Raw genomic sequence first — 22,986 nt, forward strand, 5'->3', positions numbered from 1 at the left:
CCAGGTAAGAAAGGGCCCGGAGTTCACGCTTCGGGCCCTTTTCCTTTGCCCTCAATAGGAGAAGCACGATGTCATCATTCGATCTCACAGGCAAAATCGCCGTTGTCACCGGGTCGAGCCGCGGTATCGGCCGCGCAATCGCCGAAGGTCTCGCCGCACAGGGCGCGCGGGTCGTCATCTCGAGCCGCAAGCAGGACGCCTGCGAAGAAGTGGCCGCTGCAATCAATTCGGTTCATGGTGATGGCACTGCTGTCGCCATTGCTGCCAGTATCTCGGAGAAAGCCCAGCTCGAGGACCTTTTCGCACAGACGAAGGCAGCACTCGGGCCGGTCGATATCCTCGTCTGCAATGCCGCCAGCAATCCCTACTATGGTTCGATGGACGGAATTGCCGACGAACAGTTCCGCAAGATCCTCGACAACAATGTCATCTCGAACCACTGGCTCATCCAGCTTGCCCTGCCCGACATGCGCACCAAGGGAGACGGCGCGATCGTAGTGATCAGTTCGATCGGCGGGCTGCGCGCATCGACGACCATTGGGGCCTACTGCATATCGAAGGCGGCCGACTTCCAACTGGTTCGCAATTACGCCGCAGAGAACGGGAAGCATGGCATCCGCGTCAACGGGATCGCCCCCGGCCTGGTGAAGACCGATTTCGCCAAGGCCCTGTGGGATAATCCGGAGGCCCTGGCGGCGACTGAGCGGGCGCTCGCGATGCGCCGCATCGGGGAACCCGATGATATTGCGGGCGCTGCGGTCTACCTTGCGTCGCCAGCAGCCCGCTGGACTACCGGCCAGACCATCGTGGTCGACGGTGGAGCGACGATCTAGCGCGCGGCCGCGAGTTCCTCGAGAGCTGGAACCAGCCCTCGAGCGAGCTCTCTCGCCGCCTGGGACGTAGCAGTGCTGTCGGTCTCGTCGCCGACTTCATACGTGTAGGCCGGAATGTCGTAGGTCTCATGGAACCAGTTTTTCGATGTTCCAGAGCCCGGATTGGCGTTCCTTCGCTCGATGGTGAACGGGTAGCCTGCGATGCTTTCCGTTCGTGACCCGAGCCATGCTGAGAGGAAACGCTCCTCTGCGGCATCGGTCTCGTCCTCGCCCTGGACGTAGAACAGGTTTTCCCTGGTTGAATGGAAGTCGACCATCAGCACCGGGCTGCGGCCTTCGCCAAGTCCGTTCAGCAGATCGCCTACCGAACGGGTTTCGGGCTGGGTAAAATCTCCCCAATCGCGATTGAGGTCACGCCCCCCCAGATTTGCCCGCCAATGCCCCCGCGCAACACCATCCGGATTGAGCAACGGGATGACGATGAACTGGAAACGCGCTCCATCGATACTTCCGTTCGCGAAAAGACTGCCGATCTCCTCGACGAAGGCCTCCATTGCAACGGCGCCACTGACCTCGGGAGGATGGGCTCGCCCGAGGAGCAGGACTACGCGGGCGGCGTTTTCATCGCCCAGACGGATCGCCTCTACTGGCCGACCATCGCGACTAAGACCGATAGCCTCGCTGTGCGCCACTCCGGTGGCGGCGAGCCTGGACGCAAGGCCGGCATACCGGGATGAAGTGAAAAGCTCCTGGCCGCTTACGGTACCGACACCGGCGGGCAGTTCGAAGGTGGCGCTCTTCCCATCGGCAGAAACCGCGGGCTCAATCACCACGGAACCCTCCGAACTTGCGACCTTTGGGCGATAGCGGTGCTTGCCTTCAAGGTAATCCAGCCGGACCGTCACCGGGTCGCCTGCCTTCGCTTCGTAGCGGAAGGCATACCAGGGACTGGGATTGATCGGGGGGGCGTGTTCGGGGCTCACCAGTACCGCGAAGGATCGCTCTCCTTCGATTACGCAGCGCGATTGCGATGCTCCCTCGAAATCGAAAGCAATCGTAACCGATGCGGTTGCGCAGGCATCGCGCGCCACCGGCAGTCCCTCGGGAGCAACAAGCGATGGCGCGCAACCGCCGATGGCAAGAGCGAGCGCTACCCCCAGCAGCGCCCGCCCTGCCCTGTCGTCCCGATCAGAACTCCTTGCGCAATTCGACATGGAATACCCGTCCGCGTGCACTGTGCAGTTCGCTGTAATAGCCGAACTGCTCATCTGCCAGCGGCGGATCCTTGTCGAAGAGATTGTTGATCGCGAACCGCAGCCTCGTTCCATCGAGGGGCGTGTCGTTCTTGATCGAATAGGAGATCGAAAGGTTGAACGTGATCTGGTCGTCGACGCGGTAGAAGTTGCCGTTCGGATCGTCGGTATCGAGCAGCACGTCACGCGTCACACTCGTATCCCAGACTTCACCGACATAGTTGGCGAAGAGACCCACATCGACTGGGCCCCTGTCCCAGTTGATCGAACCGCTGAAGCGCCACTTCGGACGACCCTCGATCTCGAGCAGTTCGCCGAGACCGCCAACCGTAACGTCTGCCGGCAAGCTGCCATCTGCGATGCCGGCAAGGAGCTCCTGGCTGTCGGGGCCTGCCGACTGCACGAAGCTTTCCAGCCGCGCGGCATTGAAACGCAGACGGAACTTGCCGAGACCGAAGTCCGGCACGCGGTAGAAGAGACCGAAGTCCCATCCCTTCGAAACGCGGCTGTCGAGGTTGAGATAGGGGTCGAGAACGCGGATGATCTCGCCGGCCGGGGCAAGGCTGGTCCCGTTGAACAGCGCGACGTCCTCGGCCGTCGGCGTTTCGCGGATGACATTGGGATTGGTGCTGCCATTGAGGCGGCGCAAGAGATCGAGCGCGATCGCATTGTCGTCGCCAAAGGTACCGACCAGTCCACGTTGCTCGACACGCCAGTAATCGGCAGTGAGAGTCAGGCCGGGAAGGAAACCCGGCTCGAGCACGACACCGAGATTGATGCTCTCGCTATCTTCGGGAACGAGGTTTTCGGTGCCCGAACGGAAGCTGACCGTGCTGGCGCCCGGGCATGCACCAAGGTTCGTCAGCGTCCCCTTCTCGACCTGCGCCTGGCAGAAGACGAGATCGTCGCGCGTATTGACGCGCGTAGTGCCCTCGTCGTTCACCTGCACGAGGTTCGGCGCACGGAACCCTTCCGACCATGCGCCGCGGAAAGTGACCCCGGGCACGGTAGTCCACGATGCCGCAATACGCGGGACCATCGCGGTTTCCTTGATGTCGGTGAACCGCTCGATGCGACCGGCCACCTGGACGTTAAGTTCCTCGACCAGCGGAATGTTCATGTCTGGTCCGACCAGCGGAACGAACACCTCGGCATAGGCCGAATAGACATTGCGCTTGCCGCTGGTGTCCGGCGACGGACTGGTACCCACGACGTCGCTGCCGATGAACTCGCCCGTGATGCTGTCGGTAAAGGTAATGGTGCCGTCGAGACGCGGATCGCGATCGTCGTAGAACGTCTCGCGACGCCATTCGACGCCTGCGGCAACGCCGAGATTGCCGCCGGGCAGCGAGAACAGGTCATCGCGGCTGACCTTGAAGTCCGCAAGGGCAAGGCTAGTGCCGCCCTTGCGGAAGACGTCGATACGCATCGAGTCCATGGTCGCCTGCGAGTTGGGCGTGCAATCGCCTTCACCCGGATCGCCCAGGCAACCGCCGTTGAAGGGATTGTAGGCGTCCGGTGTGGTGCGATTGATCGCCGCCTGGGCCAACGTCATGGACACACGGTTACGCGCAAGGTCGACTACGTCCGCCTCCGAGTAGAGGAAGCCGGTGTCAAAGTCCCACGACCCGAAATTCCCGCGGAACCCGCCGACGAGGCGAAAGACATCCTTGTCCACCGTGACATCACGACTGCCGATATCGACGAAACGATAACGCTCGAGGTCGATGTCGGCCCCGCCCGCGGCGATGGTAATACGGGGATCGGTAAGGCGATTGGGGCTGCCGACCGGGCCGAAGGGGTTCCAGTAGGCATTCCGCGAAATGCGAAACGGCGTGGCGCCCAGGATGGCGGAGGCCTCGTTGTTGCGCCGGCTTTCCGAGCGGTAGTAGCTGCCCTCGAAATAGGCTTCGATGTTATCGGTGAGGTCGTAGCTCAGCAGCGCCATCGCGTTGTAGCGCTTCTTTTCGCTGATCAGCGTGCCATCATAATTCTGGTTGTAGCGTACGTCGGACGTGGGCGTCGTCCCGTTGCGGGCGCAAATGCCATTGCCGAAATCGAGCCTGCAATTGGGGAAGTAATCGGGTTGCAGGTAGAAATCGTCGTCCCCAATCGGAGTGCGGCTGGACGGTGCCTGGATATCGAACTGACCGAACGGGCCGAACGTGTTGCGATTGTTGAACGAGGCGTCGCCTTCGAAGTCGGTGCCCACCACCAGGGGTAGGCGGTTCTCGTCCGCAGCGTAATACCGTTCCGAGGTCGGCATGCCGTTTTCGTAGAAATAGCCGCCATAGACGGTGATATTGCCCCGACCGCCGCCGAAATCGAACCCATAGCCACCGCTCAGCCGATAGCTGTAGAGGCTGGTGCCGTCGGACATGCGGTAGTCGCCCTCGACAAAACCACCGGTCATGTCGCCCTTGAGCACGGTGTTGACCACACCCGCGACCGCGTCGGCACCATAAATGGCGGATGCACCATCGCGGAGGACCTCGATCCGCCTCACGCTACCGGGCGCGATCTCATTGGTGTCGGAGCTGACGACAGGCACGAGCAACTCGGTCTGGAAGCCCGGGTGCAGTGTCATGCGCCGCCCGTTGATGAGGAGGAGCGTGTTTCCGGTCCCCAGATCACGCAGGTTGATCGAGCCGACGTCGCCGCGTGCGCTGTTCTGGGTGGTTGCGTTCTGCTCGTTGAAGGCCACCGTACCCGCCTGCGGGATGGCCCGGAACAGCTCGTCACCCGATGACGCGCCGGTGTTCGCGATCGCTTCTTCGTCGAGTACGGTCACGGGCAGGACGTCGTTTATCTGCGCGCCCTGGATGCGCGTGCCGGTAACGAGGATCGTGGGTTCTTCCGTTTCATCCGCTGCCGCTGCCGGTGCCGGCACTTCCTGCGCACTGGCGATCGTTGCCGATGCCAGCAGGCTGGTGCCCGACAACAGGACGAGTTTCCTCATGGTCGCGATGTTCATTGTTCTTCCTCCCGAACATTCTTTCTCAGTTGCGTTTCAAGCCACGCGGCGAACAGTTCGGGCCACTGGCTCAATGTCTGATCCGGCGTTCCCAGGCCCCAACCGTGACCTCCCTCGCCGAAGATATGAAGTTCCGCTGGCGCCCCCTTGGCGCGCAATGCCTGGAACAGGGAAATGCCGTGTGCGGGCGGCGTGATCGGGTCGTCGGCCGCCGAAAAAATGATGGTCGGCGGCGCATCCTTGGTCGCGTAGGTATCGAGCGACCAGGCGTCTTCGGCCTCGCGCGTCGGCTTCTCGCCGATGATCTCCTTGCGTGTCCGCGTGGTGTCGAACGGCTTGCGAAGCGAGACGACAGGAAAAAGCAGGGCGGCAAAGTCCGGACGTGCGCTTGCCTGCTCGAATCGATCAGCTCCAGAATATAGCGCGCGCGAAGGCTGGAGGGCGGTGAAGCCTGCGAGGTGACCTCCAGCGGAAAAGCCCATGATACCGATCGCGTCGGGTCGAATGCCGAAGTCCGCGGCGCGCGCGCGGATGATCTTCATTGCGCGCTGGGCATCCGCAAACGGGGCCGATGCTTCCCAGCCGTCGTTGGGAAGGCGGTAAAGGAGCTCGAACACTGTGTAGCCGCGGTTCTGCAGCCAGAGCGCGATCGGCGTGCTTTCCTTCCACAATTGGATGCGGAAATAGCCTCCACCGCCACAAACGAGCACGGCTCGGCCGTTGGAATGGTTCGGACGGTAAACTCTCATCCGTGGGGTCGAAATGTTGGAGACCGCACCGTATCCGGCACCCTCACCACCGATCTTCTCGGGTCCCCTCACCTGACCCCGCCCCGGAGGCGAGCCGGGCCAGAGAGGGATGTCCTCGACTTCGTGCGCGAAGATGCGGGCGGGGGTCAGAGCTACCCCCGCCACGCACCCTGCGACGGTGACGCCAGAGAGGAATTGGCGCCTTCCGATCACGCGAGCCCCCCGAGCTTGGCGTCGATCGCTTCGCTATGCGGTCCGCTCCGCTCGTGCCTTTCGATATCCTGTTCCGGGAGAGGCATCGGATTGCCGGCCAAGGCCGCGACGAGTCTTTCGCGATCCAGCGCGTTTTCCCAGCGCGCGACGACAATGGTGGCCACTGCGTTTCCGATGAAATTCGTGAGGGCCCGACACTCGCTCATGAAGCGGTCGATGCCGAGGATGAGGGCCATGCCCGCCACCGGAACCGAGGGCACGACCGAAAGGGTAGCGGCGAGGATGACAAAACCAGCGCCTGTCACACCGGCCGCTCCCTTCGAACTGATCATCGCGACGAGAACCAGTGCGACCTGTTCGCCCAGCGACAGGTCGATGCCCACCGCCTGCGCAATGAACAGCGCTGCAAGAGTCATGTAGATGTTCGTGCCGTCGAGATTGAAGGAATACCCCGTGGGCACCACCAAACCGACCACCGTCTTCCGACAACCGGCAATCTCCATCTTCTCCATCAGGCTCGGCAATGCCGCTTCCGACGACGAGGTACCCAGAACGAGCAGCAGCTCTTCGCGCAGATATTTGATCAGTGCGAAAATGGAGAAGCCTGTCGCCCACGCCATGGTGCCCAGCACGACGAGTACGAAGACAAGCGAAGTCAGGTAGAAAGTGCCCACGAGCGCGGCGAGGCTTGCAAGCGAGCCGATGCCGAACTCGCCGATGGTGAACGCAATGGCACCGAAGGCCCCGATCGGCGCCAGCTTCATGAGCATGTGCACCAGCTTGAAGATGACCTGGCTGAACGAGCCCAGCACGTCGTACACCAGGTCGCTGTGCGGGCGCGTCGCGGCGATGGCAACGCCGCTGAGTATGGCGACCAGGAGCACCTGGAGGATCGACCCGCTGGTGACGGCGCTGAAAAAGGTCGTGGGTATGATGCCGAGCAGAAAGCCCGAGATCGTCGTCTCCTCGGCCGTGCTCGCGTAGTTCGCGACGGCCTCCGTATCGAGCGTTGCGGGATCGATGTTCAGTCCTGCGCCCGGCTGCACCACGTTCGCAACGACAAGGCCCACGATCAGCGCGAGGGTCGAGAAAAACAGGAAATAGGCGAACGCCTTCCACGCAACGCTGCCGACCGAGGACATGTCCTTCATGCCCGCGATGCCGGTTGCGACGGTGACGAAAATGACGGGCGCGATGATCATCTTCACGAGATTGATGAAAGCATCACCAAGCGGTTTCAGGGATGCGCCGAACTCCGGGAAGAAATGCCCAGCAAGCGCGCCGACGATGATCGCCGCAACGACCTGGGCATAGAGACGCTTGTAAATTGGCGTGCGACCTTGCGGCATTTGCGCAGCTGCCGCTGCACCGTGGCTTGCGACCAAGTTTCCCTCCCTGTGTTCGCGTCTGGGCGCGTTCTCGGGAAGATTGTGCAATGCTGGCAGAGGAATCGGCAACCTTGCCGAGGCCGAACTATCATCAACGTATTTTCAGATACTTATGCTGACCAATCGAGCTGTCTGTGCGGAAAACCGCACATGACGATTGCTAATTGTGCGGATTTCCGCACATTGCATATCCATGGGGGGCAAGACGAAACTCATCCAGGTCACGCGTTGGGCGGCACTCTTGGCCGGAGTCGCGACTGTCATTTGGGGTGGCCTCTGGGTCACGGACTCGGCGATGCGGAGCCGGGCTGTGGGCGAAGAAGCGAACGCGGCGCGCAACGAAGCCGCGATCCTTGCTGCCAGCCTCAACAGCGAACTCGATAAATTCAGCCTGCTGCCTATGGCTCTTACGAGAGACCCGCAGGTGAAGGCCCTCGTGGAAGGCGACCTTGGCGAGGCGGCATCGCTCAACCGAAGGCTGGAAACCCTGGCGACCCAGTCCGATGCCGCAGCAATCTATGTCATGGAGCGCGACGGACGTACGCTTGCCGCGAGCAATTGGAATCTTCCGACCAGCTTCGTAGGTTCCAACTACGCGTTCCGCGACTATTTCAAGCGGGCGATCGAACGCGGGTCGGCGACCCAATTCGCCTTGGGCACCGTGAGCCGAAAGCCGGGTCTCTATATCGCCAGCCGCATCGGTCCGGCCGGAAAACCCTCGGGCATTGTCGCCGTTAAGGTCGAATTCGATGCCACGGAAGACAGTTGGCGGCGCACGACACGCGGCGTCTACGTGACCGACGCCGATGGCGTCGTCCTTCTTGCAAGCGATCCGTCTTGGCGGTTCCATATCCTTCCCGGTAATGAGGCCAAGGAACGCGACCTCGATCTCGATCTCAAGCAATTCGGGCTGAGCAAGCTACCAGCTCTGGAAATCGACCGGCGCGACCGCGGCGGGGAGATTGTCCAAGTCCCCCTGGTCGAAGCACAGCAGACAATTTCTCCCGCGGGTTGGGACCTCCACCTTTTCGTCGACCCAAGCCCACGCATCGCTGCGGCCGTGGCGACCGGGAGATTGGCCTTCGTCCTTGCACTGGCTGCGCTTGGTGCCCTTGCCATTGCCGCCTTGCTTGTCCGGCGTCGTCACCGGACGAGGGAGGCGGCAGTGGTCGCAGAAAGGACGGCCATCCTGCGCGACCAGCTCTCGCAAGCGAACCGGCTGGCGACGCTGGGTCAGATATCCGCCGGTGTGAACCATGAGATCGGGCAGCCCGTTGCAGCGCTCCGCCTTTTCGCCGAAACCGGAGAAAAGCTCGTCACCTCCGGTCGCTCTGAAGAGGCTGCGGCAAACTTTCGCGAGATTACCCGGCTTGCTGACCGGATTGGGCGGATTACGGGCGAGTTGCGAAGATTCAGCCGGCGGAATCCCGCCGAGCCGCGCGTCGCTGCGATCCGCGAGATCATCGAAGGGGCTTTGCTGCTGCTACATGATCGCATTGTTTCGCGTGAGGCGGGAATATTGCTCCCCCCTGCGGAACTTCTTGACGTCGAAGTGGCCGCCGAACACGTCCGGCTGGAGCAGGTCCTGGTCAACCTGCTCCAGAATGCACTCGATGCGAGCGGCCCCGAGGCACGGGTATCTATCGAACTCACTATTGCCGAGCGTGATGTGCGCCTCCACGTCCTGGATGAAGGCAGTGGGATCGACGAGCGGCAGAAGGAAAAGCTCTTCCACCCCTTTGCTACGACGAAACAAGATGGTCTTGGCTTGGGCCTGGTCATTTCGCGCGACATCATGCGTGATCTCGGCGGAGACCTGATTTTTGCTCCGCGCGCCAACAGAACCTGCTTCACCATGATCATACCGAGGTCGCTGTGACAGACCTGCTGATACAGGTGCTCCTGGTGGAGGATGATGACGCGCTGCGCGCAAGCGCCACTCAGGCACTCGAGCTCGAAGGGTTTGCGGTTGTCGCCTTCGCGGAAGCGGAAACACCGTTGCGATTGCTCACTCCTGACTTTCCCGGCGTGGTCGTCAGCGACGTCAGGCTTCCCAAGCTTGATGGGCTTGAGTTCTTTCAACGACTGCGGGCGATCGATTCCGGACTGCAAGTCATCTTCACGACGGCGCACGGCGACATCGAGATGGCCGTCGGCGCCATGCGCGACGGTGCTGCAGACTTTTTTACCAAGCCTTACTCGATCGCCCGTCTTGCCCATGCGGTCAGGCAGGCGCTGCGACAGCGTGCCCTGGTCCTCGAGAACCGCAAGTTGCGTGCCCAGCTGGACGGAGAAACCAGCAGGGCGACTTCGGTGCAATCCGCTGCAGCACGGCGGCTTGAAGCAATCACGGATGAAGTGGCACGAACCGACGCGGACCTTTTGCTGCGGGGTGGTCCCGGGTCAGGCAAGAGCCATAGAGCCCGGCAAATCCATGAACGAAGCGCCCGTTCTGGGCGCGCCTTCGTAACCGTCGACCCCGGCTTGTTCGCTAACGCCGAGGCAGACTTGCTGCTATATGGTCGAGACCCCTCTGTGGCGCTTTCGCGATCGGGGATGATTGAACGTGCCAACGGGGGCACCCTTGTCTTGGAAGACATCGACCAGATCCCGTTCGCCGCGCAGGCACGTCTCGCCGGCCTCGTCGACAATCGAAGTTTTCTGGCCCTGGGCGCGGCCAATCCGCGCAGTGTCGACCTTCGCATTATCGCTACGGCCCGTGACGGATCAGTATTGGCGGGCAACCCTCTCGCGGAAAGGCTGACGGGCATCACCATCGCATTGCCCTCCCTTGGCGAAATGCGAGAAGATATCCCATCCACGTTTCGCCGCTTTGTCTCGGAATTCGAACGTGAGTTCGAGCGCGAAGCCGAAGCGGTGACAGAAGCGGAGTGGCATCACCTGCTGACACACTCGTGGCCTGGCAATTTTCGCGAACTGCGCATGTACGCGCAAAACCTCGTACTCGGTCTGACTCGAATGGCGGACACCGGGGAAGCGCAAGCAACGGGCTCCAGCCTCCGGGACATGCTAGCCGCCTTTGAAAGGACGGTTCTCGAGGATGCCCTCGCAAAAACCGGAGGCAACGTTGGTGAAGTGCAACGTGCGCTCTCGATCCCGCGCAAAACGCTTTACGACAAACTAGGAAAGCACGGCATCCTGCCCGCCGCGTTTCGCGACAACTGAGCACGCAAAGAATCAACGGAAACGACCAAACCCCGCCGAGACAGCGGAGTCTGATCGGGCTCGAAGACTAGCGCGCCCGTCCGCGCGCGCTGACCGGCCAGATGTCGACGAGCGTGTCGCCTTGGACCACGTGGTAGTGGTCGTAGAGATTCACGGTCGGGTCGCAGTGGGGCACCACCAGGCTGACAGGATCCCCCGGGCGAAGGCGAGTGCCGATATCCGGGCCCACCAGCGCGCCATGTTCGTCGCCCATGAAGGCGAAGACCGTATCGGGCGACGCACCCTTGCCGACCCGCGGCGATCCGCCGTCGGTCGACAGCGACTTGAAGCCGGAATCGATCGTGACCAGGGCGCTGTGATTGGCGCTGACCACGCGCGCGTCGACCGCAAGCGAGGTCTCGAAGGGAGCCTTCCCGCTGCCGTCGAGGTCGCAGTCGAGATACTGCGTATCCATGAAGACATAGGATCCGGTCTGGAGTTCGGTGAACACCCCCAGCGCAAGGTCGATGGCGTGGGTACCGGTGCCGGAACCGGTGACGATCTCGGGCGGAAAGCCAGCTTCGGACAGCGCACCCAAGACGCCTTGGAGGTAACTCGTGCGCTCCTCGATGGCGGCCCGGCGGGCAGGAAAATCCTCGATATGCTGCTGCATGCCACAATAGAACTGCACGCCGCGCAGGCGCAGCCGCCCGCAATCGGCGATCGTTCGCGCCAATTCGACGGCCGCTTCGACCGATGCGACGCCGGTGCGGCGAATACCGGGATCGATATCGATCACCACATCGAGACTCGCATCGCTGCGGGCCAGTGCCTCGTCGATAGCCCAGGCGACCTGCGGGTGGTCGACTGTCGCCATCAGTCCTTCTGAGTGGATGGCAAGGTTCGCCAGACGTTCGATTGCGGCAGGCGCAGCCACGGGTGAGGTGATCAGCACGCCTGCCACCCCCGCGTCGACCATCACCTCGGCCTCGCCGATCTTGGCGCAGCACACCCCCACCGCGCCGGCGGCAATCTGCCGGTGCGCGATGTCGACGCTCTTGTGCGTCTTGGCATGCGGGCGCAGCGCCACTCCCTTGTCCGTCGCCTTTGCCTGCATCGCGGCGATGTTGCGCTCGAGCAGGTCGAGATCGAGCACCAGCACAGGCGTGTTGAGCGCGGCCCGCGATCCCTGCTGGCCTATCAGGTGCTCATGCAGTTCGCGGTCGTCCATCAGCCGAACAATTCTTCGAGGTGCGGGTTGAGAAACTTGCCGTCAGGATCGACCGTCCGGCGCACCTCGCGGTAGCGCTCTGCCATGGGATAGAGCGCACCGACTTCGTCACGCCTCAGCGTATGGCGCTTTGCCCAGTGCGGCCTTCCTCCATGGGCGCGGAAGATTGCCTCTGCATCCGCAAACAGATTGCGCCATGGCATCTTGGCATACTGGTGCATCGATATCGCCGCGACCGGACCCGCATTCATCGGGCTCATCCAGATGTCATCGGCAGCGACGATGCGAAACTCGAAGGGGAATGAAACCGGCAGCCGCTTCTTGCGGATCCAGATGACAACTTCTTCCAGCGTTTCCAGCCCGACCGCCTGGGGCATCTCGTACTCCATTTCCTCGAAGGGAATTGTGCGGTCGGAAGGAAAGATCGTGTGCGCGGGTCCTCTGCGCCGCCCGTTCATGTTCGATCGCATGATCAGGCGTTGCAGGGTGGGCACAAGCGGGGGAACAATCGCGCCGATGTTGAGCAGGCGACGGAAACTGTCCTCTTCCATGTCCGTCGTCGTCGGCGGCGGGTCGCAGGGATCACATGGCTCCAGCGTCTTGAGGATGACCGTGTCGGCATGCGGAAAGAGCCAGAACTCGACATGGCGCAGTTCGGTTGCCAGCTCGAAATACTTCTCGCGCACCTCGCCCCAAGGTAGCTTCTCGATCCGTTCGGCCAGGTGATAGGCTGGGACCACGTCGCACTCGATTTCCGTCGCAATGCCGAACATCCCCAGCGATAGGCGCTGGGCTTCGAACAGGTCACTCTCTGTATTCGCATCGCACCAGGTTACGGTGCCGTCCGCCCTGACAAGACGGAAGCCGCGGGCAAATGTGGCGAGATTGCCCAGTTCCCTGCCCGTTCCGTGGGTTCCAGTTGCCATCGCACCGGCAAGCGACTGCGGATTGACGTCGCCCTGGTTTGCCAGCGCCAGCCCATCGTTCCAGAGCTCCTGCGTCAGGCGCTTGATGCTCCAGCCTGCGGGGATCCGGGCGGTCTTCCTGTCGGAGGCGATGGTCAGGCGAGATTCCAGCTGGGCGAGGCTGACGATGACGTCGTCACTGGCGCAAAGCGGCATGAATGAATGTCCCGCACCGGTGGGCCTGACGGTTCGCGCCGTCCGCACCAGCGCGCCGAGCTCTTCCTCGGTCCGTGGGAAGTGGACCTCCCCATCTGCGTTCACGCTGCCTGACCAGTTGGACCAACCCATCACGGGTGAGCCTATCACGCGCCAAAACCGATGCCAGTTATTTCGCTAGGTAAGACATGGCAGCAATTGCCCACCAGTAATTCGGGCAATTGCGGGCACTCTTGTGTCAACGGAATACCAGGCGGGGGACAGTGATCAATCGCTTGTGGGCAGGTCACGCAACAGACAGCCGATGGTGGGCTTTCCATTAGACTCTACCGTTCCGCCCGCTCCGGACTGTCCATCTTGTTCTGATCGATACCTCGTTTGCGGCTAAAAAAGGCCGACCAAATCGCCAGACAAAGTCACGGCATGAAAAAACATGCCTCAGGAAAAGCACGACAAAACCCCACTGAAGACAGTGGGGTAGATTAGGCCTGAAATTTTCAGGGAGACGGTGGTTGCGGGGGTTGGATTTGAACCAACGACCTTCAGGTTATGAGCCTGACGAGCTACCGGGCTGCTCCACCCCGCGGCACCGTTGTGTCGAGGCCTCACGGCCAGAGACACAAAAGCCGCCGCGCGGTTTGCACCGGCAGCGGCTTTTGAAACATGTGAATGGGTTTTTACCTACCCGCCTGCTGTAATGCCTGGCGACGACCTACTCTTCCAGTGCTTAGGCACTAGTACCATCGGCGCTGTCCGGTTTCACGGCCGAGTTCGAGATGGGATCGGGTGGGTCACAGACGCTATAGCCACCAAGCAATAAAGCAGGCGGACGGGTTTAAATCGATGCCCCTTTCGGGCGTATCCGGCCGAAGTTTCCTCCAGATCGCGGACAGCTCAGGGCTGTCGTTGATGGTATGGATCCTACAAGCGCGAAAAGAACTATTAGGACTGGTTAGCTCCACGCATTACTGCGCTTCCACACCCAGCCTATCAACGTCGTGGTCTACGACGGTTCGAAGATTGCTTATCTTAAGGGAGGCTTCCCGCTTAGATGCTTTCAGCGGTTATCCCGTCCGTACATAGCTACCCTGCGGCACCCTTGGCAGGATGACAGGTACACCAGAGGTACGTTCACCCCGGTCCTCTCGTACTAGGGGCAACTCCTTTCAACAATCGACGCCCACGGCAGATAGGGACCAAACTGTCTCGCGACGTTCTGAACCCAGCTCACGTACCACTTTAATTGGCGAACAGCCAAACCCTTGGGACCTGCTCCAGCCCCAGGATGTGATGAGCCGACATCGAGGTGCCAAACGATTCCGTCGATATGAGCTCTTGGGAATCATCAGCCTGTTATCCCCGGCGTACCTTTTATCCGTTGAGCGATGGCCCTTCCACGAGGGACCACCGGATCACTATGACCGACTTTCGTCTCTGCTCGACTCGTCAGTCTCGCAGTCAGGCAGGCTTATGCCATTGCACTCTTGCAGACGGTTTCCAACCGTCCTGAGCCTACCATCGCGCGCCTCCGTTACTCTTTAGGAGGCGACCGCCCCAGTCAAACTACCCGCCACAGAGGGTCCCTACACCGGCTAACGGTGCGAGGTTAGACATCAGAAAACAGCAGGGTGGTATTTCACCTATGGCTCCACATCGGCTGGCGCCAATGCTTCAAAGCCTCCCACCTATGCTACACAACTCTTTCCTAATGCCACTCTGAAGCTGCAGTAAAGGTGCACGGGGTCTTTCCGTCTAACCGCGGGTACTCCGCATCTTCACGGAGAATTCAATTTCGCTGAGCATATCCTGGAGACAGTGGGGAAGTCGTTACGCCATTCGTGCAGGTCGGAACTTACCCGACAAGGAATTTCGCTACCTTAGGACCGTTATAGTTACGGCCGCCGTTTACTCGGGCTTCAATTCGGAGCTTGCACTCCTCCTCTTAACCTTCGAGCACCGGGCAGGCGTCACACCCTATACGTCGTCTTGAAGCCGACTTAGCAGAGTGCTGTGTTTTTGCTAAACAGTCGCTACCCCCTGGCCTGTGCCCCCTCCAACTGCTTGCGCAGAAAGAGGGCCTCCTTCTTCCGAAGGTACGGAGGCAATTTGCCGAGTTCCTTCAGGATACTTCTCTCAAGCGCCTTGGTATACTCTACCTGACCACCTGTGTCGGTTTCGGGTACGGTCTATACGGAGAGGCTATTTCCTGGAACCACTTGGCTGCCCTCTCAATCCAATAAGAGAGAACAACTTCCGCGATCCGTCACACATCTCCAGGCCCACGAATATTAACGTGGTTCCCATCGACTACCCCCTTCGGGCTCGTCTTAGGGGCCGGCTCACCCTACGCTGATTAGCATTGCGTAGGAACCCTTGGTCTTTCGGCGACAGGGTATCTCACCCTGTTTGTCGCTACTCATGTCAGCATTCGCACTTCCGATACGTCCACGGTCGGTTACCCTCCCGCTTCACTCGCTTACGGAACGCTCCGCTACCGCTGCAGTAAACTGCAACCCTAAGCTTCGGTGCATATCTTTAGCCCCGTTACATCTTCGCCGCAGGAACCCTTATTTAGACCAGTGAGCTGTTACGCTTTCTTTAAAGGATGGCTGCTTCTAAGCCAACCTCCTGGTTGTTTTGGGATTCCCACATGCTTTCCCACTTAGATATGACTTGGGGACCTTAGCTGTAGGTTAGGGCTGTTTCCCTTTTGACGACGGACCTTAGCACCCGCCGTCTGTCTGCCGGATAAGACTCGATGGTATTCGGAGTTTGGTTAGGTTTGGTACCGCTCGCGCAGCCCTAGCCCATCCAGTGCTCTACCCCCATCGGCATACGTCCGACGCTCTACCTCAATAGATTTCGCGGAGAACCAGCTATTTCCCGGCTTGATTGGCCTTTCACCCCTAAACACAGCTCATCCGAGAATTTTTCAACATTCACCGGTTCGGTCCTCCAGTGCGTGTTACCGCACCTTCAACCTGGCCATGCCTAGATCGCCGGGGTTCGGGTCTAATTCATCGAACTCAGTCGCCCTATTCAGACTCGCTTTCGCTGCGCCTACACCTAACGGCTTAAGCTTGCTCGATAAATTAAGTCACTGACCCATTATGCAAGAGGTACGCTGTCACCCCCTATGGGGCTCCAACTGCTTGTAAGCATCCGGTTTCAGGTACTGTTTCACTCCCCTAATCGGGGTGCTTTTCACCTTTCCCTCACGGTACTGTGTTCGCTATCGGTCATGTGCGAGTATTTAGGCTTGGAGGGTGGTCCCCCCATGTTCAGACAGGATTTCACGTGTCCCGCCCTACTCGAATCTTCTTCGATCATTTTTACGTACGGGGCTGTCACCCGCTATGGCCACTCTTTCCAAAGTGTTCCGCTAATTAACGAAGAAGCATTGGCCTGGTCCCGGTTCGCTCGCCACTACTACGGGAATCTCTGTTGATGTCTTTTCCTCCAGGTACTGAGATGTTTCAGTTCCCTGGGTTCGCTTCACCAAACCTATATATTCAGTTCGGTGATACCCTATCCACCTCTTTCCGAGCCAGCCGAAGCTAGATCGAAAGGAAATGGTGAGGGTGGGTTTCCCCATTCGGAAATCGCCGGATCAAAGTTTGCTCACAACTCCCCGACGCTTATCGCAGCGTGCCACGTCCTTCATCGCCTGCACATGCCAAGGCATCCACCAAATGCTCTTACCTCACGCTTGAGAATCCACACCATCAACGACAGACCTGCATAAAAGTCAGTCGCTTGAAGATGATGCGGAGGAATATCTCAGCCAGATAAATCAATTTGATTGATCTTGTTTGTGATGCATCGATTGCCCGATCGGCAGAAGCCTCCCGATACAATCCATGCGCCACGGCATCGATTTAAAAACCCATTCACAATGTCAAAGACGGCGACCAATGTCGCCTACTCGCCGGAGCGAGATCCGCTTTCGTTTCATCTATCGGATTGAAATGCCTGGTGGAGCCTATCGGGATCGAACCGATGACCTGATGCTTGCAAAGCAACCGCTCTCCCAGCTGAGCTAAGGCCCCTTAACCTGGCAAATATGGTGGGCCTGAGAGGATTTGAACCTCTGACCTCACCCTTATCAGGGGTGCGCTCTAACCAACTGAGCTACAGGCCCATGCCAGCCACGCTGGCCAAATGGCCGCGGGCGGCAAAGCCAGCTCAGGCAAACAGCAGCAGGCAGGACCTGTTGCTGTATCCGATTGATGAAAGGACATGAGGACGACGGCAATGTTCTTTGGAAGTCGCGAAGCTCTTCCCGGCTCAAGGCCAGGCGCTTTCGAGACAATCCTTAGAAAGGAGGTGATCCAGCCGCAGGTTCCCCTACGGCTACCTTGTTACGACTTCACCCCAGTCGCTGAACCCACCGTGGTCGGCTGCCTCCTAAAAGGTTAGCGCACCGCCTTCGGGTGAATCCAACTCCCATGGTGTGACGGGCGGTGTGTACAAGGCCTGGGAACGTATTCACCGCGGCATGCTGATCCGCGATTACTAGCGATTCCGCCTTCATGCTCTCGAGTTGCAGAGAACAATCCGAACTGAGACATCTTTTGGAGATTAGCTCACCCTCGCGGGATAGCTGCCCACTGTAGATGCCATTGTAGCACGTGTGTAGCCCAGCCTGTAAGGGCCATGAGGACTTGACGTCATCCCCACCTTCCTCCGGCTTATCACCGGCAGTTTCCTTAAAGTGCCCAACTAAATGATGGCAACTAAGGACGAGGGTTGCGCTCGTTGCGGGACTTAACCCAACATCTCACGACACGAGCTGACGACAGCCATGCAGCACCTGTCACTAGGTCCCCGAAGGGAAGAAATCTGTCTCCAGAAGTCGTCCTAGGATGTCAAAGGCTGGTAAGGTTCTGCGCGTTGCTTCGAATTAAACCACATGCTCCACCGCTTGTGCAGGCCCCCGTCAATTCCTTTGAGTTTTAATCTTGCGACCGTACTCCCCAGGCGGATAACTTAATGCGTTAGCTGCGCCACCCAAGTTCCATGAACCCGGACAGCTAGTTATCATCGTTTACGGCGTGGACTACCAGGGTATCTAATCCTGTTTGCTCCCCACGCTTTCGCACCTCAGCGTCAATACCTGTCCAGTTAGTCGCCTTCGCCACTGGTGTTCTTCCGAATATCTACGAATTTCACCTCTACACTCGGAATTCCACTAACCTCTCCAGGATTCTAGCTCTCCAGTTTCAAAGGCAGTTCCGGGGTTGAGCCCCGGGATTTCACCCCTGACTTAAAAAGCCGCCTACGTGCGCTTTACGCCCAGTAATTCCGAACAACGCTAGCTCCCTCCGTATTACCGCGGCTGCTGGCACGGAGTTAGCCGGAGCTTATTCTCCAGGTACTGTCATTATCATCCCTGGTAAAAGAGCTTTACAACCCTAAGGCCTTCATCACTCACGCGGCATTGCTGGATCAGGCTTTCGCCCATTGTCCAATATTCCCCACTGCTGCCTCCCGTAGGAGTCTGGGCCGTGTCTCAGTCCCAGTGTGGCTGATCATCCTCTCAGACCAGCTAAAGATCGTCGGCTTGGTAGGCCTTTACCCCACCAACTACCTAATCTTACGCGGGCCCATCCAAAGGCGATAAATCTTTGGTCCGAAGACATTATCCGGTATTAGCAGTCATTTCTAACTGTTATTCCGAACCTAAGGGCAGGTTCCCACGCGTTACGCACCCGTGCGCCACTAAGGCCGAAGCCTTCGTTCGACTTGCATGTGTTAGGCATGCCGCCAGCGTTCGTTCTGAGCCAGGATCAAACTCTCAAGTTTGTGAAACTAACCAATCAAGCACGGGATAACCCGCCAGCCCGACTAGCCAGAGTATCAAGGAGCCGATACCTGCACTGTCAAACGTAATGGATACGAATGAACATGCTTGCCATCCGGGCAGGCGTGGAGCCCGCGATCGGATGTGGCGATCGGCTTGAGTTAACCGGTTACCGGAGCCTTGAGGTCCCCGGACCGGGCGCCGTCGCCCACATGTCCCTTCATCAAAAACCAACAATGTCAAAGAGCCGCCGAAGACAGTCATAGCGGACAGCGATTGGTTCCCCGATTTACACCGGGGGAGCCGGCTATCCGTTAGTGCTTGGCGACCGATGCAGTGGGCGGTGGAAGCCGCCAGCGCCGCGTCGGTGGAGGCCATCTAGGCGCGGGTCGGGATTCGGTCAACACACTTTTGCAATTTTATTGCGCCTTTTTTCAAAAACCGCAGATTTCTGCGGGTTTCAGAGCCCGCATATATGCTCCAGAGGCTGGTGACTGCGGTAACGTTCAACCGCAGCCCCCGACGATGTCGCCCACGCACCGCGATTCACCCCCTCGAAGACCCGATTCACGCGCTCGAATCCGCTGCGAATCTGCGAGTGCAGGTTGCGCCAGCTGATTCTCGTCACCGATTCCCGACCTACACATCGACCAGCCGGCCAAAAGCTAGTGCGATATTTAGAATCGTGCGCGTATACGCGTGCGCAATGATGACGAGCCCATCGCCCCTCCCCGCCCGCGTGGCGGTGATCGTGCCTGCCTATGGCGTTGCGCACCTGTTGCACGAGGCGCTGGATTCGCTCCTCGCCCAGTCGCTCGCCGATTGGGAGTGTGTCGTTATCGATGACGGCGCACCTGACGATGTCGCGGGCGCAGTAGCCCCCTATCTTGCGGATCCCCGGATTCGTTTCCTCGCCACAGACAATCGCGGCGTGTCCGCGGCTCGTAACCGCGCGGTCGCACAGACAAGCGCACCCTATATAGCGCTGCTCGACGGCGACGATCGTTTCACTCCCGAGTATCTTTCCCGGACCCTCGCCGTACTCGATGGCGACCCGGATGCCCGGTTGGTCACCTGCAACGCACTCATCTTCGGGGCGGTGGCCAAGCCGCGGCTATGCTTTACCTCGAAACAAGGTTCGCTCGATGGCACGCGCGGCTCCCTGGCCGACGTTCTCGACCGGAGCTTCGGCATATATATAGGCACGACCTTTCGCCGTGCGGACTTCGAGACCGTCGGCGGCTTCGATGAAGACATGACCCATGCCGAAGACCTCGACCTGTGGGTCCGGCTCATGCTGCTCGGTGGTCATGCGCATTACGTCGACGAAGTCCTGGGCGAATACCGCGTGCGCGCCAGTTCGGCCTCGGCCAGTGCCGAGCGAATGCTGCTTGGCAACATCCGCGTCTATGAGAAAGCCCTGACCCAGTTGGCAGGTCGCGGTGAGGCCGGCGTCGCCCACAACATGATTGACCGCAATCGTCGCGCACTCGCCTTCGAACATGCGGTGGACCAGGTGATCGATGGCGACACGCAGGGAGGTATCGCCGGGATCAACGAACACGGCGACCTCAACGGACCCATGTGGATGGTGATCAAGCGGGTTTGGTCGATCTGGCCCGGGCTCGCACGCCCCACCCTCCAATGGCGTCGCCGATCGCATAGCCGTGGGAATACCGAAAGCTTCGCCAGCTTCCTGCGTACTCTGGCGCGCGGCAGTAACGGGCCGGGATGAGCGCGACGCAGACCCATGGCGCCGGTTTTCGAGCGCTGGTACGAAACGCCGTCATCTGGCGGTCGGGCTCGCAGATTCTCGGCCAGGTCATTTCCTGGGCCTCGACTTTCCTTGTCCTGCGCCTGCTCGATCCGGCTGACTATGGCCTCTATGCGATGGCCGCGGCAGTCCTTGCCCTGCTTACCCTGCTCAACGGCTACGGGCTGGCCAATGCGCTGGTGCAGAGAGAAGGAGTGAGCCGGTACGAGCTGCGCCAGCTCTTCGGCATGCTGCTGATAGTGAACCTCGCGCTTGCCGCCATCCAGTTCCTGGCCGCGCCCTTGGTCGCCGATTATTATGGCCAGCCGAAAGTGACGGACATCCTGAGAGCGCTGTCGCTGGTCTTCCTCACCAACCCGTTCCTGGCGCTGGGCTATGCCGTCCTCTCACGCGAGATGGATTTCAAGAAGCAGGCGCAGGTCAATCTTTTCGCGGCACTGGTCGGGGCGCTCGTCGCGCTTGGCGGGGCACTTGCCGGCCTCGGCGTATGGACGCTCGTCATCGCGCCGCTCGCCAGCTTCACCTGCCGCGGGCTCGGCATGGCAATCGCTGCCCGGGCACTCATGTGGCCGAGCTTCGATTTTCGCGGGGCGGGTGCCATGGCCGGGTATGGCGGTGCGATCGCGCTATCGAGCCTGTTCTACTTCTTCCAGACACAGTCCGACGTCGTGATCGTGGGTCGCGCTTTCGACGCGCACACGGTTGGCCTCTACAGCACCTCGCTGTTCCTCTCGCAGATCTTCGTCAACAAGGTCGTCCCGCCCCTCAACGAAGTCGCCTTTTCTGCCTTCGCCCGCATCCAGCAGGACAGCGACGCCCTGGCAGGTGGGTTCCTGACCTCGGTGCGCGCGATCATGCTGCTCTCGATCCCCTTCTGCCTTGGACTCGCTTCGACGGCAGAGCCGCTCGTCGAAGTGCTGCTGGGCGAGAAATGGCTCGGCGTGGCGCCGATCCTGCAAGTCCTCGGCTTCGCCATCCCATGGATGACGTTACAGGTCCTCTTCGCCCCCGCGACGAATGCCGTCGGGCGACCCGGAATAGCTCTGCGCAACTCGGCCATCGGCGCATTTCTGATGCCGATCGCCTTCCTGATTGGCGTGCAAGGGGGCATCCTCGGAATCGCGACCGCCTGGCTGGTCGCTTACCCAATGATGACTGCGATTACTGCGGCGAGCTCGGCCAGCGCGATCGGAGTAACTCTTGGTCAGATAGCGCGCGCTGTACTGCCGACTGCGCTGGCGGGCGTGGCGATGGTGCTGGCGGTAACGATCTTCGACCGGAACCTCGCCATCGAAGTGCCCGTCGCCCGGCTTGCTTTGCTCGTCGCCGTGGGTGGTGCTGTATATATAGGGTGGCTCCTGCTTTTCTCGCGCGAGCGTTTGACGGAACTTGTCGCGCTGGTCCGCAGTCGTTGAGCGCACGGGACGTCAGCGCCCGCCGAATTGCCCGCCCATCGCCACCGTGGTAGACTTGCCTCTTGCCGGCAATTGACCGGCAGCTTCGCAATCGAGTGTGCCATGGTTCCGCTCAAAGCCGGTCTCGTCCTTGCCTTGTTCGCCGCACTACCGGCGGCGGCGCAGGACCGTGCAGCGCCCGCTCCCACGGTCGACGAGGCGGCACTCCAGAAAGATCGATACGAACGCATGACGGTGCCTGTCACCGTCGATGGCGCAGGCCCCTATCGCTTCCTTATCGATACAGGTGCGCAGGCCACGGTTGTCACGCACGAAATGGTCGACGACCTCGCCCTGCGGCGCAGCGGCACGGCAACGCTCGTGGCCATGGGCGGATCGCAAGAAGTCGAGACGATAGAGCTCGACGATCTCGAATTCGCCAACCGTTCGGTCAGCGGTCTGGTCGCCCCGCTGCTCCACGCCAGCCATATCGGTGCCGACGGCATACTCGGGCTCGACAGCCTGCAGGACATGCGCGTGCTGATCGATTTCCGCGAACGACGGATGCAGGTCGCTGACGCCGACAGCCTGGGCGGGAACTACGGCTACGAAATCGTCGTGCGGGCGCGGCCGAAACTTGGCCAGATGATCATCACCGACGCCCGCGTGAACGGGGTCAAGACATCGGTCATCATCGACACCGGCGCGCAGAACACGATCGCCAATCCGGCGCTGATGGCGCGCCTGCGCGGTCGCAAGGGCGAGGATGTGAAAACGATCGACGTGCTGGGCACCGAACTCTCGAGCAAATCCGTGCTGGTGCGCACCCTGCAGATCTCCGATGTCGTACTGACCGAAGTCCCGATCGCGATTACCGACAGCCCCATCTTCGCCGCGCTTGGGTTGGAGGACAAGCCGGCACTGGTGCTGGGCGTCAACAACCTCAGCGTATTCAATCGCGTGGCCATCGATTTCCCGACCCGGCGCATCCTGTTCGACATTCCCAGCGATTCTGCCAATGGCCGTGCTGCGATCACTTCGATCAGGCGGTTCGGCACCTGAATTCATCGCTTTGCTTGCCTAGCGCG

At 60.3% G+C, this 22,986-nt stretch carries 12 protein-coding genes, 3 tRNA genes and 3 rRNA genes; 6 read left to right on the forward strand and 12 right to left on the reverse strand.

Features of this window, described 5'->3' with window-relative positions; genetic code table 11:
- Positions 1–68: 68 nt before the first annotated feature.
- The gene (locus RAM60_RS09475; protein ID WP_369026982.1) at positions 69–833 is read left to right on the forward strand and encodes an SDR family NAD(P)-dependent oxidoreductase; all 765 of its coding nucleotides are present in this window, start codon (positions 69–71) and stop codon (positions 831–833) included.
- Here RAM60_RS09475 and RAM60_RS09480 read toward each other — a convergent pair.
- The 4 genes from RAM60_RS09480 to RAM60_RS09495 form a co-directional block, all read right to left on the reverse strand.
- A complete protein-coding gene (locus RAM60_RS09480; RefSeq protein ID WP_369026981.1) occupies positions 830–2,047 on the reverse strand; it encodes a M14 family metallopeptidase in 1,218 nt (405 codons plus the stop codon). The genes RAM60_RS09475 and RAM60_RS09480 overlap by 4 nt on opposite strands.
- Positions 2,022–5,060 carry a TonB-dependent receptor domain-containing protein gene (locus RAM60_RS09485; RefSeq protein ID WP_369026980.1) on the reverse strand — a complete coding sequence of 1,013 codons (3,039 nt, stop codon included), beginning with the start codon at positions 5,058–5,060 and terminating at the stop codon, positions 2,022–2,024. The genes RAM60_RS09480 and RAM60_RS09485 overlap by 26 nt, the downstream gene beginning before the upstream one ends.
- On the reverse strand, positions 5,057–5,809 hold the full coding sequence (locus tag RAM60_RS09490; protein WP_369027352.1) for an alpha/beta hydrolase: 753 nt from the start codon (positions 5,807–5,809) through the stop codon (positions 5,057–5,059). The genes RAM60_RS09485 and RAM60_RS09490 overlap by 4 nt, the downstream gene beginning before the upstream one ends.
- A 209-nt stretch (positions 5,810–6,018) precedes the next feature.
- On the reverse strand, positions 6,019–7,371 hold the full coding sequence (locus tag RAM60_RS09495) for a dicarboxylate/amino acid:cation symporter (RefSeq protein WP_369027351.1): 1,353 nt from the start codon (positions 7,369–7,371) through the stop codon (positions 6,019–6,021).
- Between the two features lie 349 nt (positions 7,372–7,720).
- Here RAM60_RS09495 and RAM60_RS09500 point away from each other — a divergent pair, with 349 nt between their 5' ends.
- Positions 7,721–9,289 (forward strand): sensor histidine kinase, encoded by a 1,569-nt coding sequence (locus RAM60_RS09500; protein WP_369026979.1) that lies wholly within the window; start codon positions 7,721–7,723, stop codon positions 9,287–9,289.
- Positions 9,286–10,596, forward strand: a complete 1,311-nt coding sequence (locus tag RAM60_RS09505; RefSeq protein ID WP_369026978.1) for a sigma-54-dependent transcriptional regulator — start codon at positions 9,286–9,288, stop codon at positions 10,594–10,596. The genes RAM60_RS09500 and RAM60_RS09505 overlap by 4 nt, the downstream gene beginning before the upstream one ends.
- Positions 10,597–10,663: 67 nt before the next feature.
- On the opposite strand, the gene RAM60_RS09510 is transcribed toward RAM60_RS09505, so the two are convergent.
- The 8 genes from RAM60_RS09510 to RAM60_RS09545 form a co-directional block, all read right to left on the reverse strand.
- Entirely contained in the window at positions 10,664–11,806 is a 1,143-nt protein-coding gene (locus RAM60_RS09510; RefSeq protein WP_369026977.1) for a DSD1 family PLP-dependent enzyme, read from the reverse strand.
- Entirely contained in the window at positions 11,806–13,032 is a 1,227-nt protein-coding gene (locus RAM60_RS09515; RefSeq protein WP_510639659.1) for an FAD-linked oxidoreductase, L-gulonolactone oxidase family, read from the reverse strand. The genes RAM60_RS09510 and RAM60_RS09515 overlap by 1 nt, the downstream gene beginning before the upstream one ends.
- 404 nt (positions 13,033–13,436) lie before the next feature.
- Positions 13,437–13,513: transfer RNA gene (locus RAM60_RS09520), tRNA-Met, on the reverse strand.
- A gap of 113 nt (positions 13,514–13,626) precedes the next feature.
- Positions 13,627–13,741, reverse strand: a 5S ribosomal RNA gene (gene rrf / locus RAM60_RS09525).
- A 108-nt stretch (positions 13,742–13,849) separates the two neighbouring features.
- Positions 13,850–16,639 (reverse strand): 23S ribosomal RNA (locus tag RAM60_RS09530).
- Between the two features lie 261 nt (positions 16,640–16,900).
- A tRNA-Ala gene (locus RAM60_RS09535) sits at positions 16,901–16,976 on the reverse strand.
- A 15-nt stretch (positions 16,977–16,991) separates the two neighbouring features.
- Positions 16,992–17,068, reverse strand: a tRNA-Ile gene (locus tag RAM60_RS09540).
- A 178-nt stretch (positions 17,069–17,246) separates the two neighbouring features.
- Positions 17,247–18,732: ribosomal RNA gene (locus tag RAM60_RS09545) — 16S ribosomal RNA — on the reverse strand.
- Together the 16S, 23S and 5S rRNA genes with 3 tRNA genes alongside form the textbook arrangement of a ribosomal RNA operon.
- Before the next feature lie 704 nt (positions 18,733–19,436).
- Between RAM60_RS09545 and RAM60_RS09550 the strand changes: the two genes are divergently transcribed.
- From RAM60_RS09550 to RAM60_RS09560, 3 genes are all read left to right on the forward strand, one after another.
- Positions 19,437–20,465 carry a glycosyltransferase family A protein gene (locus tag RAM60_RS09550; protein WP_369026975.1) on the forward strand — a complete coding sequence of 343 codons (1,029 nt, stop codon included), beginning with the start codon at positions 19,437–19,439 and terminating at the stop codon, positions 20,463–20,465.
- Positions 20,462–21,919 (forward strand): lipopolysaccharide biosynthesis protein, encoded by a 1,458-nt coding sequence (locus RAM60_RS09555; protein WP_369026974.1) that lies wholly within the window; start codon positions 20,462–20,464, stop codon positions 21,917–21,919. Before RAM60_RS09550 ends, RAM60_RS09555 begins: the two co-directional genes overlap by 4 nt.
- A gap of 102 nt (positions 21,920–22,021) precedes the next feature.
- Positions 22,022–22,960, forward strand: a complete 939-nt coding sequence (locus tag RAM60_RS09560; protein WP_369026973.1) for a retroviral-like aspartic protease family protein — start codon at positions 22,022–22,024, stop codon at positions 22,958–22,960.
- Positions 22,961–22,986: the final 26 nt, after the last annotated feature.

Source organism: Qipengyuania sp. RANM35 (assembly GCF_041021145.2).
Lineage (GTDB): Bacteria > Pseudomonadota > Alphaproteobacteria > Sphingomonadales > Sphingomonadaceae > Qipengyuania > Qipengyuania soli.

What these genes read in the sequence shown, in the direction of transcription:
- RAM60_RS09475 (WP_369026982.1), top strand. Translation starts at nt 69, where the DNA reads ATGTCATCATTCGATCTCACAGGCAAAATCGCCGTTGTCACCGGGTCG.
- RAM60_RS09480 (WP_369026981.1), bottom strand. Translation starts at nt 2,047, where the DNA reads ATGTCGAATTGCGCAAGGAGTTCTGATCGGGACGACAGGGCAGGGCGG.
- RAM60_RS09485 (WP_369026980.1), bottom strand. Translation starts at nt 5,060, where the DNA reads ATGAACATCGCGACCATGAGGAAACTCGTCCTGTTGTCGGGCACCAGC.
- RAM60_RS09490 (WP_369027352.1), bottom strand. Translation starts at nt 5,809, where the DNA reads ATGAGAGTTTACCGTCCGAACCATTCCAACGGCCGAGCCGTGCTCGTT.
- RAM60_RS09495 (WP_369027351.1), bottom strand. Translation starts at nt 7,371, where the DNA reads ATGCCGCAAGGTCGCACGCCAATTTACAAGCGTCTCTATGCCCAGGTC.
- RAM60_RS09510 (WP_369026977.1), bottom strand. Translation starts at nt 11,806, where the DNA reads ATGGACGACCGCGAACTGCATGAGCACCTGATAGGCCAGCAGGGATCG.
- RAM60_RS09550 (WP_369026975.1), top strand. Translation starts at nt 19,437, where the DNA reads ATGATGACGAGCCCATCGCCCCTCCCCGCCCGCGTGGCGGTGATCGTG.
- RAM60_RS09555 (WP_369026974.1), top strand. Translation starts at nt 20,462, where the DNA reads ATGAGCGCGACGCAGACCCATGGCGCCGGTTTTCGAGCGCTGGTACGA.
- RAM60_RS09560 (WP_369026973.1), top strand. Translation starts at nt 22,022, where the DNA reads ATGGTTCCGCTCAAAGCCGGTCTCGTCCTTGCCTTGTTCGCCGCACTA.